Source organism: Scytonema hankhaensis NUACC26 (assembly GCF_045865695.1).
Taxonomy (GTDB): domain Bacteria; phylum Cyanobacteriota; class Cyanobacteriia; order Cyanobacteriales; family Nostocaceae; genus Scytonema.
In genome coordinates this window covers 1-18,369 of sequence record NZ_BAACAP010000227.1, presented here as the reverse complement: position 1 = coordinate 18,369, position 18,369 = coordinate 1, and the positions used below count along the sequence as shown (strand labels likewise).

Annotated in this window: 19 protein-coding genes; 11 read left to right on the top strand and 8 right to left on the bottom strand. The window is 42.1% G+C overall.

Features of this window, described 5'->3' with window-relative positions; translation table 11 throughout:
- Window positions 1-111: 111 nt before the first annotated feature.
- Window positions 112-837, bottom strand: a complete 726-nt coding sequence (gene tpiA / locus ACKTT2_RS33300) for a triose-phosphate isomerase (protein WP_407894988.1) — start codon at window positions 835-837, stop codon at window positions 112-114.
- A gap of 107 nt (window positions 838-944) precedes the next feature.
- Between tpiA and ACKTT2_RS33295 the strand changes: the two genes are divergently transcribed.
- Window positions 945-1,073, top strand: coding sequence for a hypothetical protein (locus tag ACKTT2_RS33295; RefSeq protein WP_407894842.1), 129 nt, complete (start codon window positions 945-947; stop codon window positions 1,071-1,073).
- A gap of 51 nt (window positions 1,074-1,124) precedes the next feature.
- Complete coding sequence (locus ACKTT2_RS33290; protein WP_407894840.1) at window positions 1,125-2,603, top strand: GTP-binding protein; 1,479 nt, start codon at window positions 1,125-1,127, stop codon at window positions 2,601-2,603.
- 53 nt (window positions 2,604-2,656) lie between these two features.
- Here the strand turns inward: ACKTT2_RS33290 and ACKTT2_RS33285 are convergent, their stop codons facing one another.
- Window positions 2,657-3,313, bottom strand: a complete 657-nt coding sequence (locus tag ACKTT2_RS33285; protein WP_407894838.1) for a Uma2 family endonuclease — start codon at window positions 3,311-3,313, stop codon at window positions 2,657-2,659.
- Between the two features lie 289 nt (window positions 3,314-3,602).
- Here ACKTT2_RS33285 and ACKTT2_RS33280 point away from each other — a divergent pair, with 289 nt between their 5' ends.
- The 5 genes from ACKTT2_RS33280 to minE all read left to right on the top strand — a co-directional run bounded on the left by ACKTT2_RS33280 (window position 3,603) and on the right by minE (window position 8,113).
- Complete coding sequence (locus ACKTT2_RS33280) at window positions 3,603-4,265, top strand: hypothetical protein (protein WP_407894836.1); 663 nt, start codon at window positions 3,603-3,605, stop codon at window positions 4,263-4,265.
- A gap of 22 nt (window positions 4,266-4,287) precedes the next feature.
- Window positions 4,288-5,616, top strand: coding sequence for a four-carbon acid sugar kinase family protein (locus tag ACKTT2_RS33275; protein WP_407894834.1), 1,329 nt, complete (start codon window positions 4,288-4,290; stop codon window positions 5,614-5,616).
- Window positions 5,617-5,783: 167 nt separating this feature from the next.
- On the top strand, window positions 5,784-6,815 hold the full coding sequence (gene minC, locus ACKTT2_RS33270; protein ID WP_407894832.1) for a septum site-determining protein MinC: 1,032 nt from the start codon (window positions 5,784-5,786) through the stop codon (window positions 6,813-6,815).
- Window positions 6,816-6,913: 98 nt separating this feature from the next.
- On the top strand, window positions 6,914-7,720 hold the full coding sequence (gene minD / locus ACKTT2_RS33265; protein WP_407894830.1) for a septum site-determining protein MinD: 807 nt from the start codon (window positions 6,914-6,916) through the stop codon (window positions 7,718-7,720).
- Between the two features lie 30 nt (window positions 7,721-7,750).
- Complete coding sequence (gene minE, locus ACKTT2_RS33260; RefSeq protein WP_407894827.1) at window positions 7,751-8,113, top strand: cell division topological specificity factor MinE; 363 nt, start codon at window positions 7,751-7,753, stop codon at window positions 8,111-8,113.
- 146 nt (window positions 8,114-8,259) lie between these two features.
- Here the strand turns inward: minE and ACKTT2_RS33255 are convergent, their stop codons facing one another.
- Window positions 8,260-10,062 carry an ArnT family glycosyltransferase gene (locus tag ACKTT2_RS33255; RefSeq protein WP_407894825.1) on the bottom strand — a complete coding sequence of 601 codons (1,803 nt, stop codon included), beginning with the start codon at window positions 10,060-10,062 and terminating at the stop codon, window positions 8,260-8,262.
- A 188-nt stretch (window positions 10,063-10,250) separates the two neighbouring features.
- A complete protein-coding gene (locus ACKTT2_RS33250) occupies window positions 10,251-10,868 on the bottom strand; it encodes a hypothetical protein (protein ID WP_407894823.1) in 618 nt (205 codons plus the stop codon).
- Window positions 10,869-11,175: 307 nt separating this feature from the next.
- Here ACKTT2_RS33250 and ACKTT2_RS33245 point away from each other — a divergent pair, with 307 nt between their 5' ends.
- Window positions 11,176-11,508, top strand: a complete 333-nt coding sequence (locus ACKTT2_RS33245; protein ID WP_407894821.1) for a DUF565 domain-containing protein — start codon at window positions 11,176-11,178, stop codon at window positions 11,506-11,508.
- A 202-nt stretch (window positions 11,509-11,710) separates the two neighbouring features.
- Here the strand turns inward: ACKTT2_RS33245 and ACKTT2_RS33240 are convergent, their stop codons facing one another.
- From ACKTT2_RS33240 to ACKTT2_RS33230, 3 genes are all read right to left on the bottom strand, one after another.
- Window positions 11,711-13,168, bottom strand: coding sequence for a protein adenylyltransferase SelO (locus ACKTT2_RS33240; protein WP_407894819.1), 1,458 nt, complete (start codon window positions 13,166-13,168; stop codon window positions 11,711-11,713).
- Between the two features lie 291 nt (window positions 13,169-13,459).
- A complete protein-coding gene (locus ACKTT2_RS33235) occupies window positions 13,460-13,894 on the bottom strand; it encodes a hypothetical protein (RefSeq protein ID WP_407894818.1) in 435 nt (144 codons plus the stop codon).
- 39 nt (window positions 13,895-13,933) lie between these two features.
- Window positions 13,934-14,506 (bottom strand): GNAT family N-acetyltransferase, encoded by a 573-nt coding sequence (locus ACKTT2_RS33230; protein WP_407894986.1) that lies wholly within the window; start codon window positions 14,504-14,506, stop codon window positions 13,934-13,936.
- A gap of 173 nt (window positions 14,507-14,679) precedes the next feature.
- On the opposite strand from ACKTT2_RS33230, the gene bioB reads away from it, so the two are divergent.
- Window positions 14,680-15,690 (top strand): biotin synthase BioB, encoded by a 1,011-nt coding sequence (gene bioB, locus ACKTT2_RS33225; RefSeq protein ID WP_407894817.1) that lies wholly within the window; start codon window positions 14,680-14,682, stop codon window positions 15,688-15,690.
- 218 nt (window positions 15,691-15,908) lie between these two features.
- Here bioB and petL read toward each other — a convergent pair whose 3' ends face one another.
- Window positions 15,909-16,004 carry a cytochrome b6-f complex subunit PetL gene (gene petL, locus ACKTT2_RS33220; RefSeq protein ID WP_407894816.1) on the bottom strand — a complete coding sequence of 32 codons (96 nt, stop codon included), beginning with the start codon at window positions 16,002-16,004 and terminating at the stop codon, window positions 15,909-15,911.
- A 203-nt stretch (window positions 16,005-16,207) separates the two neighbouring features.
- Here petL and aroB point away from each other — a divergent pair, with 203 nt between their 5' ends.
- Together aroB and ACKTT2_RS33210 are read left to right on the top strand one after the other, a co-directional pair.
- The gene (aroB, locus tag ACKTT2_RS33215) at window positions 16,208-17,311 is read left to right on the top strand and encodes a 3-dehydroquinate synthase (protein ID WP_407894814.1); all 1,104 of its coding nucleotides are present in this window, start codon (window positions 16,208-16,210) and stop codon (window positions 17,309-17,311) included.
- Window positions 17,312-17,393: 82 nt separating this feature from the next.
- Complete coding sequence (locus ACKTT2_RS33210) at window positions 17,394-18,296, top strand: flagellar assembly protein H (protein WP_407894812.1); 903 nt, start codon at window positions 17,394-17,396, stop codon at window positions 18,294-18,296.
- Window positions 18,297-18,369: the final 73 nt, after the last annotated feature.

The following is an 18,369-nucleotide window of genomic DNA, read 5'->3' as shown; positions in this document are numbered from 1 at the left end:
GGATTGAGGTTTGGTTTGGGCATTGGGCATTGGGCAGCGGGCATTGGACATTAATTATTTATTACCTCTAGTCCCTAGCTCCCAATCGCCAATCGCCAATCCCCAATCCCCTTACTGATAGTTGACAATTCGAGCAAAGCTTGCAGGTTCAAGACTTGCTCCCCCCACTAAAACCCCGTCAATTTCAGGTTCAGCCATAATTTCATCTATCAGATTTGGTTTAACAGAACCGCCATACTGAATTGGAACATCAGGATTGCTCAACAAACTACGAATTAAACCGATGACACGATTAGCTTCCTTGGATTCACAAGTATCACCAGTGCCAATCGCCCAAATAGGTTCATAAGCAATGACCAAATTCTCTTGATTTACACCCACCAAAGCTGATTTTATTTGGTGAGTAATCAGCGATTCTGTTTCGCCTGCATCTCGTTGTTGTTTAGTTTCACCCACACAAAGAATCGGGGTAAATCCAAAACGTTGAGCGGCTTTAAGACGTAGATTAACGGTTTCATCCGTTTCCCCAAAATATTGTCGCCGTTCGCTATGACCGACAACAACATAGCGTACCCCAATTTCAGCCAGCATAGGTCCGGAAATTTCACCCGTGTAGGCTCCAAATTCCTCCCAGTGGATATTTTGCGCTCCCAATTGTACGCGACTGCCATGTAAATTTTTTGACAAAGCGCTTAGAGCGGTGAAGGGGACGCACAAAACCACCTCTCGCCGATCGGGGGTGGCGTCCAAAGCTGGCAAGAATCCTCTTAAAAAATCTTCAGATTCTGCCTGAGTTTTATACATTTTCCAGTTACCGGCAATAACTATTTTTCGCACAGGTGATTTCGTCAATATCTTACTGCTACAGATGCATTCTTCAGTTTAGGATGTTTTGTTGACCAGTGACCAGTGACCAGTGACCAGTGACCAGTGACCAGTGACCAGTGACCAGTGACCAGTGGCTAACTCTACCTTCTTTACACCTCACTCTAAAATCAAAAGTGATTACGATGGAAGGTGGGGCGTGTAAAAATTTAAAATTACAGCCAAAAACAAACCTACATAATTCTTAAAACTATCCGCGTCCATCAGCGTTCATCTGCGGTTCAAAATCCAAAATTGATATGACTTCAACATTACCCATACCAGAACCCAATAGCAATCCAGCCAGTACAGACGACAACTCTCTCCAATGGGAAAAAGAACTCGATAGTGCCATTTTCACCTTTGAAGACATTCAAGCAGAACTCAACTACAAACAAGCACAAACAGCACTACATAATTTAGTCACCCATCTCGACCTCACTCCCCAAGAACAAGAAGGGCTAGAAACAGAAATCGCTGACTTAGAAACCATGTTAGGCAAACTCGATCGCATGGTAGTTCAAATAGCAGCTTTTGGCTTAGTAGGACGTGGCAAATCTTCCTTACTTAATGCCTTGGTAGGACAAACAGTCTTTGAAACAGGACCTCTACACGGCGTCACCCGCAACACTCAAACAGTAGACTGGAGCTTTTCTTCAGAAGAAATCGGTAAAACAGAACACGCTTTGCGAGTGACTTTACCTAGCATAGGTCAATCTCAAGTACAATTAATTGACACTCCCGGTTTAGATGAAGTCGATGGGGATACCCGCGCTGCACTAGCAGAACAGATTGCAAAACAAGCGGATTTAATTCTGTTTGTCATTTCCGGCGATATGACCAAAGTCGAACACGAAGCCCTTTCACAATTACGCGAGGTGGGTAAGCCGATTTTGCTGGTGTTTAATAAAGTAGACCAGTATCCAGAAGCAGACCGAATGGCAATTTATGAAAAAATTCGGAATGAGAGGGTAAAAGAACTCCTATCACCCGACGAAATTGTGATGACAGCAGCATCACCATTAATGAGGACGATGGTTCGCCGTCCTAATGGCACTCATGGCATACAGTTACGGTCGGGAACTGCTCAAATTGAGGAACTCAAACTAAAAATTTTGGAAGTTTTGCAACGTGAAGGGAAAGCTTTGGTTGCTCTTAACACAATGATTTTTGCTGACAGTGTAAACGAACAACTGGTGCAGCGCAAGCTCAAAATTCGCGATAATGCCGCCAATCAACTGATTTGGAAATCAGTTATGACAAAGGCAGCTGCGATCGCACTCAATCCCATTACAATAGTAGATTTCCTGAGTGGAGCAGTAATCGATGTTGCTCTCATCGTAGGTTTATCCAAACTATACAGCATTCCGATGACAGAAACAGGAGCAGTTAACTTATTAAAACAAATTGCCCTTGGAATGGGTGGCATTACAGCAAGCGAATTACTAGCAAACTTGGGTTTAAGTTCCCTGAAAACACTGCTTGGATTATCTGCACCTGCAACTGGCGGTATTTCCCTCGGTCCCTATTTATCTGTAGCCGTGACGCAAGCAGGAGTTGCAGGCGTTTCTTCCTACGCCATAGGACAAGTCACGAAGGCTTATTTGGCCAATGGAGCATCATGGGGAGCGAGCGGACCTAAAGCTGTCGTTAATAAGATTTTGGCAGATCTTGATGAAAGTTCTATTCTCAATCGAATCAAGGATGAATTACGTAGTAAGGTAAAATCAAAGGAGTAACCGCGTACTTTCTTATACCAAAACAAATCAAAATTTTTCTACTCCCTACTCCCTTATCTTTGCTGGTACAGATGTTGCAAAAAAGCAATGTACTCAGGTGAATTTAGTCCTAATTCTAACACTGCTAACACTTTTACGCGATCGCCTTCCAATAAAGCTGATACCGCTAACCACAGCCCTGGGAACACGAGACTGCGAATGATACCATCAGCATCGGGTTCCAAAGGAAGGTACTTACCATCCTGCAAACAATACCAATCTAGCCGATTATCAAACACCTGCCAAACCAGATACTCCCGCACACCATTGCGCTTATAAGCAGTCTTCTTATCACCTAAGTCAATAGCAGCAATGCTAGCCGCTACTTCTGCAACTAGTTCAGGCGCACCTTCAATGTATCCATTATCACTAATAGAAGAACTACCGCCAACCTCTAAGCGTAGCAATGCGTCCGGTTGAGGTTCGTTCTTTAAATCGAGTCGTGTAGTTGTGTTATCTGCTAAATCTGTTCCAGGGGTAGCTGTCCAATATGTCCCTAGCCAAGTCATCAAAGTAGCATGAGGTCTGCCATGAACAATTCTAACGGGAGATGCCACGTATACGACTCCATTAATTAATTCCGCTTTAAAACCTTCAGGAGTAGCATTGTAACGTCGCTCAAATTCAGCACGAGAGAGACGATCTCCGCTTTCTAAGGGAGGAATGGGCATTCTTGAAGTTTGAACTTTAGAGGACTGCACAACTATTGAGAAGCTGCCGAGAGTGACTTGGATATGCCATGATTATTACGCAAAAACATAGCTAACTGAGAGAACTGTAAAAAATAAATTCTCTTATCTTGCGATCTTGTGGGATGGGCGTCCTCGCCCGTCCTTGTATAGATAGCACACCACTAGAAATTTTGTGCCCGCACCACAAGAAATTTTGGAACCTTTTTTTATTTAAAATTTTCTCACTACAATACTAGACGTAAATCAGGTTTTATCAGGAGTATAAATCTTGCAGCCAGATTTAATGGGCTTAGAAATTACGAAGGGCGAACTAAGACGCTTGATTGGGTTAGACCCAGATGACGTATTTCGACCTTCTATTATGCAAAATCGCGAGAAGCGATTAGGTTTTCTTATAAACGAAATGATAGTAGCACTTGCTCTCACACCGATTATTGTCGGTGGAATTTATGCGTTTATAATTTTGCCCACCCTCGGTTCCTCTGTCCCTCTTGGGCTACTCTTGTTAATTATAGTACCAGTGACTGTAGCAAGCGGGCGGTGGATTTGGCGGCGTATAAGCTGTCCCAAAACCCTCACAACTCTTTTAGATGAAGTTGATAAATATCATTCTGTTATCAAAGCGATAGATATTCACGACCAACTCACAATATCAGGCAATGACAACCATTTTAACGATCGCGAGAAAGCGATCGCAGCTTTACAACTAATTAGAGAAGATTTAGTCCGGGCTTTGAAAACGGAACGAATTTTACGAGATAATAAAAAACTGCTTGCCAACAACCAAGAGCTATTTGTCAATAATTTAACGAATCTGCAAACTTTGCAAGTGAGCGCTCAAGCCAGCGAATACGCTCAATTTCTCAATCAATCGTTACAAATTGCCCTTGATGTCCAAGCAGAGATAAGAAAATTGCAGTCTCCCCAGTAAGTGAAGAGTAGGTGACACGAAAATGACCACAAAACCAAAAATCATTGTCCTGGATGACGACCCTACAGGTTCTCAAACAGTTCACAGTTGTTTACTGCTCATGCACTGGGATGTAGATACCCTGCGCTTGGGATTACAAGACGATTCTCCGATTTTCTTTGTACTAACTAATACAAGGTCTTTGCCTGCAGATAAAGCAGCATCGGTTACCACGGAAGTTTGCCATAACCTCAAAATAGCTATAGAAGCTGAAAAAATTCACGATTTTCTGCTTGTTAGTCGTTCCGACTCCACTTTACGCGGACATTATCCCATTGAAACCGATGTCATTGCTGAAGAACTCGGTCCTTTTGATGCTCATTTCCTTGTACCAGCGTTTTTTGAGGGCGGACGTATCACTCGCGACAGCGTACATTATTTAATAATTGATGGTGTTCCAACCCCCGTACACGAAACTGAGTTTGCTCGCGATTCAGTTTTTGCCTACCATCACAGTTATTTACCAAAGTATGTAGAAGAAAAAACGAATGGACGTATTAGTGAAAAGTCAGTAGAACGCTTTTTACTTGAGGATATTCGTACAGGAAGTTTAGAACGCTTAATGCAACTCAGCAACAATCGGTGCGTAGTTGTGGATGGAGAAACTCAAACAGATCTGAACACTTTTGCACGAGACGTACTAGCAGCAGCAAGCCAAGGAAAAAGGTTTTTATTTCGCAGTGCTGCCAGTATCTTAACAGCTTTAGCGGGACTACCACCTCAACCCATTGCAGCAGAAAATATGGCACAGTATGTTAGAGGGGGTAAACCAGGGGCAGTTATTGTAGGTTCCCACGTAAAGAAAACAACCGAGCAATTAAAGATGCTTTTGCAAGAAGAGGGAACAGAAGGTGTAGAAGTTGATGTCGCTCAGTTGGTTAATGCAAGCCCAGATGAATCTGCTACACTGCTAATCAAGGTTGTTGACAAAGTTCGAGCGGCACATGATGCTTATAAAACACCAGTAATTTACACCAGTCGTCAAGAGCTAACATTTGAAAATGTGGAAACTAGATTGCAATTTGGTCTGAGGGTTTCAGCTTTATTAATGGATATTGTACGGTATCTACCATCAGATATTGGATTTTTAATTAGCAAGGGTGGTATTACTTCTAACGATGTTTTAAGCACTGGTTTAGCTTTGACTTCAGCACGATTGCTCGGTCAAATTCTATCTGGTTGTTCAATGGTAAAAACTCCATCAGATCATCCTCAATTTCCCGATTTACCAGTAGTATTATTTCCTGGCAATGTAGGTGATGCCCATGCTTTAGCAACAGTTTATCGAAGATTAAAAGTGGTTAGTGGTTAGTGGTTAGTGGATAGTGGTTAGTAGGGGCACAATGCCTTGTGCCCGTACAGTGGTTATTGGTTAGTAAGGGCGCAAGGCATTACGTCCGTACAGAAATTTTTTACCACTAACGATTAACAACTAACAACTAACAACTATCCAATAACAATATTTAAAAAGAAAAATCAATGTCTAGTTACTCTAATGCAGAAGAAAATCCTATTCTCCCCGAATCTGAGGTCAATTCTGTTCTCGTATATTTAAAATCAAATCCTACTGAAGGCAATACAGAAGTGATTTCTGTTAATGTCAGCGAACAATCACCTTCTGCTGTTGTTGAGACAGCCTCACATTTTATAACTGCCGAGCAAGATTCACATTCTACAGTTGTGGATGTAGAATCGAATTCTCTCACTGCTGATGTAGAGAAAATAGATGTAAATGAATTACCGTCTCCAGAAAATACGGTAAATCCAAATATTCAAGTCCAATTGAAAAGTGAAAAAGACAGGCTGTTATTAGTTTTACCTACAGAATCTCAAGTGCCTTCCTCAGAATACAGTTGGAATGACATTTGGCAACAGATGAAATTGCGACTTTTAGCTTGCAATCGTTCTTTTTCACCCGATACTCTCGTGCATTTAGAAGCCCAAGATCGCTTGTTAGATGGCAGACAACTACAAGAACTAGCAGAGGGTTTAAATCAATATCAAGTTCATTTAAAATCTGTTTCCACCAGTCGCCGCCAAACTGCTATTGTTGCTGCAACTGCGGGCTACTCTGTAGAACAAATACAGATCTCAAAAACGCTTCGTCCCGAACCCAAGCCTACGAGCCCACCTCTAGCGGAACCTCTTTATTTAGAAAAAACTATTCGTTCGGGAGAAGAAATTCGCCACTCAGGTCATATCATTCTTTTGGGAGATTTAAACCCAGGTGGTATTGTAATTGCAGATGGGGATATTCTCGTATGGGGGCGTTTACGGGGTGTTACTCATGCAGGTGCTAGTGGGAATAGAGAGTGTTTGATTATGGCTTTACAAATGGAACCAACCCAATTACGGATAGCAGACGCGGTGGCTAGAGCACCAGAAAAATCTCCTACGCAGTATTATCCTGAAGTGGCATACGTCACCTCAGAGGGAATTCGCATCGCCCGCTCTACTGATTTCTCTAAAGTCTTATTAAGTAGGCTCAACCAAAAAAAGGATGAGGGATGAAAATGGGATTGGGGATTGGGCCCCGAGTTCCCCAGTCCCCAATCCCCAATCCCTATTTTGTTGTATATTTTTAATCACCAATCGAGCGCGTTTCCATCATGACTCGCATTATTGTCGTTACCTCTGGCAAAGGAGGGGTGGGTAAAACCACAGTAACAGCAAACCTGGGTATGGCTTTAGCTAAAATAGGGCGTCAAGTGGCTTTAGTTGACGCGGATTTTGGTTTGAGAAATTTGGATTTGCTGCTAGGACTAGAAAATCGCATAGTATACACTGCAGTTGAAGTTTTGGCTAGAGAATGTCGTCTAGAGCAAGCTTTAGTTAAGGACAAACGGCAACCCAATCTAGTCCTGTTACCTGCAGCACAAAATCGTACCAAAGATGCTGTCACTCCCGATCAAATGAAGCTTTTGGTGAATGCGCTAGCACAAAAGTATGAGTATGTTTTGATTGATAGCCCAGCAGGAATTGAAATGGGGTTTAAAAATGCGATCGCCCCAGCAAAAGAAGCCCTCGTGGTATCCACACCGGAAATAGCCTCAGTTCGCGATGCTGACAGGGTTGTGGGGCTGCTAGAGGCACAGGGTATTAAGAAAACTCATCTCATCATTAACCGCATCAGACCCGCAATGGTACGGGTAAATGATATGATGTCGGTTCAAGACGTTCAAGAACTTTTAGCTATTCCTTTAATTGGGGTAGTTCCTGATGACGAGCGCGTTATAGTCTCTACCAATCGCGGCGAACCTTTAGTACTATCAGAGAATTCTTCTTTAGCTGCCACAGCTTTTGACAACATTGCTCGCAGATTGGAAGGAGAATCAATCGAATTTCTTGATTTAGATTCAGATCGCGACAACCTCTTTTCTCGTTTGAAGAAGTTGTTCCGAACGAAGATTGTTTAACTTTCCAACCCGTCTGCCCTTCTAGCTGCAATGATTGTCGAACTTTTAGAAAAACTTTTTTCTCGCAGTGCTGACAACAGCCGCACTCAGGTTAAACGTCGCCTGCAATTAGTTATAGCTCACGATCGCGCTGACCTCAGCCCTCAAATCTTAGAAAAGATGCGGCAAGAGATTTTAGAAATTGTCTGCCGTTATGTAGAAATTGACAAAGATGGATTAGAGTTTTCCCTAGAAAGCAATCAACGGACAACCGCCCTGATTGCCAATTTACCAATTCGGAGAATTAAAGAAAATTTACCGGAAGAGACACTGAAACCTGAAGTTGTCACTAAAGGAGTAACTCCAAAAGAATCAATTTCAGAAGTGGAAGTTATCGATCGGGTTAGTGAGTAAGAAAGGGAGCATCCCAATTTGGAAAAAACATCGAGTGATTAGAAATCACGGCTATACAAGTTAAGTCCGCCTACGCGGACTAATGTTCTATAAAACCAGATTTTTAGAAGCGGTGGAGTAAAACTTAGTTCCATCGCCACTAACCACTATCTATTTAAAAAAATCCGAACAAGCTGGTAAGCACCACGAGTCCCTAAATTTTCGTAATCAGTGGGCTTGAATCCCATTTCGGGAAACTTTTTCGGTTGAGTAAGAACTAATACTGTGGAAGGTGTTGGCTTCTTTGCTGCTTTGTCTTGAAGGTATTGTGCAGCAGACGCAGTTACTTTTTGGTATGTAACACTACGACGACTATAAAAAACAACTGTAGGTTTTTTAAAGCCGACCATAACTAATTCTTCACCACGTTTTTGTGTTTGAACTACGATTTCAGATAATTCTCTTAAAGGTAACTGACGTTCTCGATCCATTAAAAATAAGGCGGGTGTGAGAACTATCGTCAGGAATGCTGCAAATCCTATAATATTGATAATTAGCATAGTCTCGTAACGACGGCGAGCGATCGCAACAGCAATTGCTATGGCACTTAAAATCCAAATCGCTCCCCCCAAAACAGTTAAACCCGATCGCTCTAGCAAGTTACGAAAGTCGGGTGCAGCAGGATCGCTACCTATTACTTTAGGTAAGTAAAACATCGCTACTGCTATTGCTGATAAAAAAACAACATTTACCCAACCAGTCCACCCAAAGCGAGAGAGGGATAAGGAAGAAATTGTTACCTTGTCTCCTTTGTCTCCCTTGTCTAATAAATCACTCCACAGTAAAGCGATTAAAATAGCTGCTGCAGGCATTAGAGGTAACACGTAGCTAGGAAGTTTTGTCACGGCAACAGTGAAAAAACCAAAGATGCCAACAAACCAACAAAAGGCAAATAAACCTAGTTGTTGAGAACGTTCTTGCGATCGCCAGTATTTTCGTTGCCAAAACTTCAACCGTCCCATTGCTATAAGTAAATACACTGAATACGGTGCAAAGCCAAGCAGCACAACTATAAAATAAAAATACCAGGGAGCTGAGTGACGATTGACTACGTTTGTAAAGCGTTCGACGTTGTGATATCCAAAAAAGGAGTTAATATAATCCCAACCATTGCGCCAAATAACTAGCACATACCAGGGTAATGATAGACAAATAACAATAAGTAAGCCTGTAAAAGGACGCATTTCCCGTAAGACTTGCGTAATATTACCCAAGTACAGCAAAAATATACCAATAATCAGCACTGGTAGAACAATTCCTACTGGTCCTTTTGTTAAAATCGCTGCAGCAATAAGTACGTAAAAAGCTATGTACCAACGTGCTTGTACATTAGATTTTGCAGGATGGGCATATCCTAAAAAAAAGCACAGTAATGCTGACGCCATACAACCTGTCAGCAGCATATCTGAAACACCTGTTCTACCCCAAATAATCATTTCTGGATTGAGTGCCATAACAGCTATTCCACACCCTGCTATTATCCATCGCAATTCAGGACGATACCTTTGCTCTAACTCATCTTTCCTTGCAAAATACCAGTGTATGGTGTAGAATGCTAAACCAATCAACCCTATAGCAGCAAGTGCTGAAGGTAAACGTACCGCCCATTCATTCACACCCAAAATTGAAAAAGCGATCGCCTGACACCAGTAAATAAGAGCAGGCTTATCAAATCGAGTTTCACCATTAAAAAACGGTGTAATCCAATCTCCCGTGACAAACATTTGGCGAGATGCTTCAGCAAACAGAGGCTCCGTCTCATCAATTAAGCCAATACTGCCCAAATGCCAAAGAAAGGCAATCCCACCTATCAAAATTACCCATAAGATCGATAAAGTCACAGCAAGGGCTGGACGCTTTTCTATACTACTCCATCGGGGATTGGGGATTGGGGATTGGGAATTGGGCATTGTGAATTAGGGATTGGGGACTGGGGATTGGTTGTTTATTTAGAAGACTTTAGCTCAACTTCTTGGTTCCTGAACTAATTTCTAATAGACAAGGTGGATACGAGAGACAAGGGAAAATCACGAACAATCAAACCCAGAATTGCCAGTGACTAGTATTTAGTAACTATTTACTGGTCACTGGTCACTGGTCACTGGTCACTGTTCATCAAAACCAATTGCCATTCTTTGCTTTGAGCATTCCAGGTTGGAGAAAAAGTTTCTCCAACAACATAAGGTCCCCAATAGCGACGAGAACCATCTTGTGCAAAAGCGACTAAGATATCACCTTTTTCCAGCTTGAGATCCCCGTTAGGTAAGGCTAGAATTACCCCCTTTTCACTACCTTCTTGAGGGGCAAAATCCCAATGTGCTGGAACAGCATCATAAGCTGTCGCTGTCTTCGAGGAAACTTCTTTTCCCTTATTAACAGATTGCCGTGAAAGTAAGGCAAGGCGTACTGGTTGATTGGTTTGATTGCTCATCCGTAAGCTTCCAAAACCCGATGTCCCATTGTTACTAGCATCTTTCGCAATATCGGTACGACTATCTTCTTTACTTTTTAAATTAGTTGGATTGGGTACTGAACTGGACGAAGTGGAAACAGGCACTGCACTTTGCACGTCTAATGCTCGCTCTGTTGGGGTGGAAGAACCTCTTAGTCCTGTTGGCTCAAAAGATACAATCCATTTTTGACACCCTAATGGCAGCAAGAGCAATCCCAATGAAGATGCCACCAGAACAGCGTGAAAATACACTGATGGTTTCATGGTAATATATTTTACTAATAAGTACTTTTTGTTGGCTGCAATAACAGCAAGGGCGATAAGCGGACGTAACGGCTAAAGCCGTATCGCACAAACTCAGTTGGAATTCAGTTATGAAAAGTATCATAAGAACCACTATGAGGGCAACTAAAAATTTCGTTACTTCTCACAGTGAAGAAATGTATAGATATTTATGCTCGCTGAAAACCAAGCAGAAGCCCATAATACTATTTAAGCAAGACTACGCTGTGCTGCATACCCTCATATATAACAATATATTATGGGTTCCGGATGATTATAAGCTTACGTAATGCAAAACACTCGTCTTAACAACCTATTGAGTACGCTCGGCGATCGCTTGAGGGTTTGGTTGTTCAACCCTTGGCGACGGTGGTCGATATTAATAATCAGTTGGTTGTTCGGTTTTTTCTTAGGCAGTGCAATTTCCACAACAGCCGGACAAGCAGCCGAATTGGATGTTGTTGCTGCTGCGTTTTTAGTGTTGTTGACAGAAGTATGTAGCAGGATATTCTACGATCGTTCTACCCAAGAGCGAAAACCCTTATGGTTAGAAGCGCTTAATATCCTTAAAGTAGGTCTGATATACAGCTTGTTTCTCGAAGCCTTCAAGCTGGGATCGTAAGCCCGACTATGGAACTTGTGACGACTCCACACACCGCACTTCGTGTAAGTGTGGGGTTTCTGCCGGGGCTAGCTAAATAAAAAAATAACCAACTTTCTCTTGTGGTACGGGCGTCCTCGCCCGTCACTCACAAAGAACGGGCTAGAAGCCCGTACCACAAGATGGATAATTTATTTCTTGGACACCCCTAGCCACTTACCACTTACTCCCCAGACTGTATGCGAGCAAGAAGCTCGTAAAAAGGTTGCCAATTATCTTCTCGAACAATTGGTTCCCAAATTGATTCAATAACTGGTCTGAGAATCACTGTTTTGGGATTGTAACGAATTAAAGTTTGGGCGATCGCGTTTATTTGGTCTATATCAAAACTATTCAGTATCTTATGATATAGAATGCACCAGTCATCGAAAAGTTGTGATGAACCTGATACTGGTACAACGTCCGAATCTATCATAATTAAACTAGGATCGTCGCGCCATTTGGATGAAAACGTGCGAGCCATTTCAGAAAAGAACTTATGATATTCAACTTTGCTTTCCAGCAAAAATTGAATTGTTAAATTGAAAAGTTCTATGGCTTCTGGAGAATCTATTTTCTCAAAACCTAGCTTCTTTAACATTAGAGAGCGATACTCGCGATGATAATGTTCGTCAAAGCTAACTAAACCAGATTCCATATCGGATGGTTCGATAATAGCTTTTAATGACTCTTGGAGTGTTTCTAAATTCCATTTACAAATACTTGGTTGATGACCGTAGCAGTAACGTCCATAGTAGTCGAAATAAGCAGCCGTAAAATTAGGTTGATAAGTAGGGATGAAAGCATAAGGACCGTAATCAAAGCTTTCTCCTGTAATGGACATATTGTCAGTATTTAATACGGCATGACAAAAACCAGCAGCCATCCACTGTCCTACAAGTTCTGCTGTTCTTTTAACTAAATCTGTATAGAACAAGGCATATTTTTCTTCTTCATCTACTAAATAACGATAGTACAGTTCTATGACGCGATCCAAGAGCTTCTTAGCTAAATCGGGACGCCGGATATAATGCAATCGCTCAAACGTACCAAATCGGATGTGCGATCGACTCATCCTAACCATAACTGAGGAACGAGTGGGAGAGGGTTCATCGCCCCGCCACAGGGACAACCCTGTTTCAATCATGCTCAAACATCGCGAGGTACGTACACCCATGTAATTGAGTGCTTCTGCTGCTAGAACTTCCCGCACTCCACCTTTGAGAGTCAGCATTCCATCGCCACCACGGGAGTATGGAGTTTTACCAGAACCTTTGGTGCCAAAATCGTATAATTCACCATCAGTACTGCGGACTTGTCCGTAGAGAAACCCTCTACCATCACCCAAAAAAGGGTTGTATTCACCAAATTGATAGCCGTGGTAACGAAGCGCTAACAATGGTTTTCTTCCTTCAAATTTGCCAAAAGCTGTGATAAAATGTTCGTCTGCTACATCTTCAGGATTTAACCCCAAGCGATTTAGCAGTGAATCGTTACGCCAACGCAATATGTGTTGGGGAAATTCTGCTGCAGCGACTTCTTCGTAATAATCATTGCCTAAAGCTTCGAGAGCGCTTTCGTAGTTGAGATTGAGGAAGGGATTGTCAGAAATCTTATTGTTTTCTGTTTCAGCTAGAGCCATTAGAATTGTGTGCGATTTGGTGTAAAATATAGCCAGATTGGGGAGATAGACTAAATAAATTGAACTGAAAAACTTCTTCTTTAATACTATCTTCTGTCAGCCCTTCAACAAAACTTAAATCCCCTTAGATCCCCGACTTCTTCAAGAAGTCGGGGATCTATAGGAATCATAAATGATTTGTGGAAATTTTAAGTAGGTAGGGCTATGCCGCACAAAAGACTTAGTGGTGGGCAATCTCTACCTTACGTGCATTTCAAAAATCAAATAGAAGTCCTATAAATACAGTAAATCTCAACTTCTCGAATTTTGGTTAACAGGTGATGAATCCTCAGAGAGGATAGCATTGATTTTTCTTCGAGAGGCTTGAACTATTGTTTGTATACGCGCTCTTTGTGTAGGTGTAAGCTTTACAGATTGTACTAGTTGCTGGAGATTTTGACGCGATCGCAAGCCTTGAACCATTTTGCTATGTTGAACTTGGGTAAATACAGCCTCAACTTCGTGGTATGCTTCTTCTTTAAGGGCTTGTATTTTTTGACGCTGTTGCGGCGTTAGTCTTTTTTCAATCCGTGGTAAGGCGTATCCTAAAGCTTGTATTGTAAGTGGAACGAGTATATAAGAGGGAAGAGGTCTAGCATTGGCTGCAGATGGTATTCCCGATAATATGGTAATCAAAACACAAGATGTGAAAAATACAGATAAGCGCTTCGGAGATTTGTAACTCATGGAGAAATATTCCTGTAGGATTTCGTAGAGATTCAAAGACTAATTCTTTAAACGCCAATTATAGTTGGTAATGCTAGTAAGAATGTGATCTTCCCATTTTTCATGAATGAGTAAATAATCTCTGGCATAACCTTCTATGACAAAGCCCAACTTTTTTAAGACATTACCACTCCGCCGATTGTGAGGCATATAGTTAGCCATAATCCGGTGCATATTCAATTCTTGAAATACGTATTGAATGGCTGCTTGCAGGGCTTCTGTCATATAGCCTTTTCCTTGTTCGGTTTCTGCAAGTCCGTATCCAACATTACAATATTGAGCGGCTCGTCTTGTGAAATTACTAAAGTTAATCAGTCCAATGACTGTCTTTGGCTCGCTTTGCAGAAAAATAAAGAGTCTTAAGGATATATCATTTATAAATTCTTTGCGATCGCTATCTATCCTCCAATACCAGTAATCTTCCGTAAAGAAACCATTAGCCCAAGCGGGAGAGTAAGGAGTCAAAAAAGTTTTGTTGTCTGTATAAAATTTTAGAATTGCCGGAATGTCTTCTTCAGTAGCTATTTTTAGCAAAAGACGTTCAGTGGTAATCAGTGGCAGTTCCATTTTTATCGTTATCAATGACTAGAATGACAATATTTTCTAATTTTTCTGTAGTATTGACAACTAAATTAAAGTTTTTTATCTTTAGCTTTTAAGTACAAAACTATTAATAGAACCTGTACAATCAGGGGAATGCATTAAACACAAAAATCGGATAATTTTTAACAACAAAAAGGTCAGTGATGTCAGTAGCAATAAGATACAATTGGCAAGAATCAGAGATACGAGCAATATATAATACTCCGTTGCTAGAGCTTATCTATCAAGCAGCCAGTATACATCGTCAATACCACGATCCCAAGAAGATACAAGTTTGTAAACTGATATCAATCAAAACAGGCGGGTGTCCGGAAGATTGTGGTTACTGCGCTCAGTCCTCGCACTACAAAACAGAAGTTAAGCCACAAGCACTCTTAGAAAAAGAAACAGTAGTAGGTATTGCACGACAAGCACTGGTCAACGGTGCGAGTCGGGTATGTATGGGCGCTGCTTGGCGAGAGGTACGGGATAATTCTCAATTCGAGCAGGTGCTAGACATGGTTAAGGAAGTCACAACATTAGGCTTGGAAGTCTGCTGCACTTTGGGTATGCTTACAGAAGCTCAAGCCAAGCGCTTGGAAGAAGCAGGGCTTTACGCCTATAACCATAACTTAGATACTTCTCGCGATTACTATAGTACTATTATTACCACCAGAACTTATGACGATCGCCTCAACACAATCAATAACGTTCGTCAAACAAACGTTACAGTCTGTTCTGGAGGTATACTCGGTCTAGGTGAAACTACAGATGACCGAGTATCCATGCTACACACTTTAGCGACCCTACATCCTCACCCAGAATCCGTACCAGTAAATATACTTTCCAAGGTTGAAGGGACACCTTTAGAAAATCAATCGGATATTCCCTTTTGGGATATTCTACGAGCGATCGCCACAGCCCGAATTGTCATGCCTGCTTCTGACGTTCGCTTAAGTGCAGGTAGAGCAAAGCTGTCACAGGTTGAACAAGCAATGTGTTTCCTAGCAGGGGCAAATTCCATCTTTTCTAGCGATGACGGACATATGCTAACAGTAACAACTCCCTGTCCGGGTTACGGGTGCGATCGCGATATGTTAAACTTGTTCGGCTTGGAAATGCGTCCTCCTTTCACTCGTCAGGAGAAAGTTGCTAAGGAAAGTGTGGTTGGGTAACTGTAGCATAATTTACCCCCCTTAATCCCCCCTTGTAAAGGGGGGAAACTAAAGATCGAGTTCCCTCCCCTTAGTAAGGTTGAACTGTAGGGTGGGCATTGCCCACCAATTGAAGGAAACTGAAGATCGAGTTCCCTCCCCTTAGTAAGGGGAGGGTTAGGGTGGGGTAAAACACAAGGGTAAAATGCCCACCCCACAGGAGTGTTGCACTGTATAAATTAAAGAATCTTAGCAGCACGCAAACCAAACAGTAAAGCAATTGCAATACCAGTAAACACGGCTAAGAATCCTACGTAAGCGATCGCAGCAAACATTTGTGTTTCTCCACATTCATTTATAAATCTATTGAAACATTTATTTGGGTTAGCGCTCAACTGTCCCCCCGTTCCCCTCATCCTTAAGGAAGATATATCCAAAAATTAGACAGAAAAGAACATAAAAAGGGTCTAACATTCAAGAATCGATAATGCCTAAGCTGTAGAATACAGCCCGATGGCGTTTTGAAAGGGGTTTGGTAATGGCGTCTGTTATTAGCGTGAATCTGCCGCAGCAGTCTTATGAAATTGCGCTCGCTCCGGGCGGTTTAGACAAGCTTGGTGAATACATGACCAATTTAAAGCTTGGTAAGAAAGTACTTATAGTTTCTAACCCAACATTATTTAAGCATTATGGTGAAAGGGCAATTGGATCTCTAGAAGCTGCTGGGTTTGAAGTCGCAAGCTGCACCTTACCTCCAGGCGAACGTTATAAAACTTTAAGCTCAGTGCAGAAAATTTATGATAAAGCCCTAGAAAATCGGATAGAACGCTCCTCAACAATGGTGGCATTGGGCGGTGGTGTCATTGGAGACATGACAGGTTTTGCAGCAGCGACTTGGTTGCGAGGGATTAACTTCGTACAAGTGCCAACAACACTCCTATCAATGGTTGATGCGTCAATCGGTGGCAAAACTGGTGTGAATCATCCCCAAGGAAAGAATTTGATTGGTGCATTCCATCAACCGCGCTTGGTTCTTATAGATCCAGAAGTACTAAAAACATTGCCAGTGCGGGAGTTTCGTGCGGGAATGGCAGAAGTCATTAAATACGGTATTATTTGGGACGCTCAATTATTTAGCGAGATGGAACAGAGCAAACGTCTTGACCAAATGCGCTACATCAAACCAGAGTTAGTAGATAGTATTTTGACACGTTCTTGTCAAGCTAAAGCTGATGTCGTCAGTAAAGATGAGAAAGAAGCAGGGTTGAGGGCAATTCTCAACTACGGACACACCATTGGTCATGCAGTAGAAAGCTTGACGGGTTATCGTATTGTAAATCATGGTGAAGCAGTTGCCATTGGTATGGTAGCAGCAGGGCAGATTGCAGTAGAACTGGGAATGTGGCAAAAAGAAGAGACAGAACGGCAAGATTTGCTGATTCAAAAAGCAGGTTTACCAACTCAACTGCCATCTGGGTTAGATATTGATGCGATCGTTGATGCTTTGCAACTCGATAAGAAAGTGAAGGCGGGCAAAGTCAGGTTTATTTTGCCAACACAAATAGGAACTGTAACAATTACTGATGAGGTACCATCTGATACAATCAAGCAAGTGTTACAAAGGATGATAACCGTAGAATAAATAGTTGATGGAGGGTCAAAAAAAATACTTGTACTCTATGGAGGTTTGTATATAGATAGATATAGTACTCAGATACTAAAGAATGACCAGAACTCCCTTTGACCAATTCTCCAAACAATTCTTGGAAGAGTTATTAACTTTAGTTGGTGAAGTCAAACCCACGCTTGAAGTTCCCGGTGAGCCAAGATTTGTAGATATTTGGTTTGCGCCATTTCCACAGCCAACTGTCAATCGCCAAACTCTGGGTTTACTAGGGTTGATTGCGACGACTTGTTGTTTATTGGAACCGTTTCGCAATCAACCCTCATTTACAGAAGTCCGAAATTGTTTGCTCAAGCTATTTCTCCTGCAAGCGGATTTTCAGCGCCAAGCCAAACGAGAAAGACAGACCATTCCAGAAGCAGAATTGCCCCAGCTGTGGATTCTGGCTCCAAGTGCATCGGATAACCTTGTCAATACCTTTCGGGCGCTTGTTAATGACACTTGGGGCGAAGGAATTTATTTGTTTGCAGACGGGCTGAAAACGGCAATGATTGCTATCAACGAATTACCTCGAACTCCAGAAACTCTGTGGCTGAGGGTTTTGGGTAGAGATGCTACGCAACAGCAAGCCATAGAAGAAGTGATTGCACTGCCTGTGGAAAATCCGCAACGTTCGGCAGTGTTAAAGTTGCTCTCAACTTGGAAGATTAATATAGAAATCAGTGGTGAGATAGATGAAGACGAACGGAGGTTACTGATGACATTATCACAAGCTTACTTGGAGTGGGAACAACAGACTGAGCGTCGCGGACTCGAGCAAGGACAACGCCTTGTGGTTGAGAACCTTCTCAAAGTCCGTTTTGGGGAACTAGACGAACAACTTGCTGGTATCATTCCATCATTGTTGCAACTACCGACCGAGCAATATACCCGTTTGCTGCTGCAACTTTCACAACTGTCTCGCGAAGAGTTACTGGCACAATTTCAACCTCCACAAGCATAGCGAACATCACACCTGCTCAAAGTGCATTTCACCCACCAATCTCGCCCAGCCAGTTGTTGAACAGCGACTGGTT

What these genes read in the sequence shown, in the direction of transcription:
- ACKTT2_RS33290 (WP_407894840.1), top strand. Translation starts at nt 1,125, where the DNA reads ATGACTTCAACATTACCCATACCAGAACCCAATAGCAATCCAGCCAGT.
- ACKTT2_RS33285 (WP_407894838.1), bottom strand. Translation starts at nt 3,313, where the DNA reads ATGCCCATTCCTCCCTTAGAAAGCGGAGATCGTCTCTCTCGTGCTGAA.
- ACKTT2_RS33275 (WP_407894834.1), top strand. Translation starts at nt 4,288, where the DNA reads ATGACCACAAAACCAAAAATCATTGTCCTGGATGACGACCCTACAGGT.
- minC (WP_407894832.1), top strand. Translation starts at nt 5,784, where the DNA reads ATGTCTAGTTACTCTAATGCAGAAGAAAATCCTATTCTCCCCGAATCT.
- minD (WP_407894830.1), top strand. Translation starts at nt 6,914, where the DNA reads ATGACTCGCATTATTGTCGTTACCTCTGGCAAAGGAGGGGTGGGTAAA.
- minE (WP_407894827.1), top strand. Translation starts at nt 7,751, where the DNA reads ATGATTGTCGAACTTTTAGAAAAACTTTTTTCTCGCAGTGCTGACAAC.
- ACKTT2_RS33255 (WP_407894825.1), bottom strand. Translation starts at nt 10,062, where the DNA reads ATGCCCAATTCCCAATCCCCAATCCCCAATCCCCGATGGAGTAGTATA.
- ACKTT2_RS33250 (WP_407894823.1), bottom strand. Translation starts at nt 10,868, where the DNA reads ATGAAACCATCAGTGTATTTTCACGCTGTTCTGGTGGCATCTTCATTG.
- ACKTT2_RS33245 (WP_407894821.1), top strand. Translation starts at nt 11,176, where the DNA reads ATGCAAAACACTCGTCTTAACAACCTATTGAGTACGCTCGGCGATCGC.
- ACKTT2_RS33240 (WP_407894819.1), bottom strand. Translation starts at nt 13,168, where the DNA reads ATGGCTCTAGCTGAAACAGAAAACAATAAGATTTCTGACAATCCCTTC.
- ACKTT2_RS33235 (WP_407894818.1), bottom strand. Translation starts at nt 13,894, where the DNA reads ATGAGTTACAAATCTCCGAAGCGCTTATCTGTATTTTTCACATCTTGT.
- bioB (WP_407894817.1), top strand. Translation starts at nt 14,680, where the DNA reads ATGTCAGTAGCAATAAGATACAATTGGCAAGAATCAGAGATACGAGCA.
- petL (WP_407894816.1), bottom strand. Translation starts at nt 16,004, where the DNA reads ATGTTTGCTGCGATCGCTTACGTAGGATTCTTAGCCGTGTTTACTGGT.
- aroB (WP_407894814.1), top strand. Translation starts at nt 16,208, where the DNA reads ATGGCGTCTGTTATTAGCGTGAATCTGCCGCAGCAGTCTTATGAAATT.
- ACKTT2_RS33210 (WP_407894812.1), top strand. Translation starts at nt 17,394, where the DNA reads ATGACCAGAACTCCCTTTGACCAATTCTCCAAACAATTCTTGGAAGAG.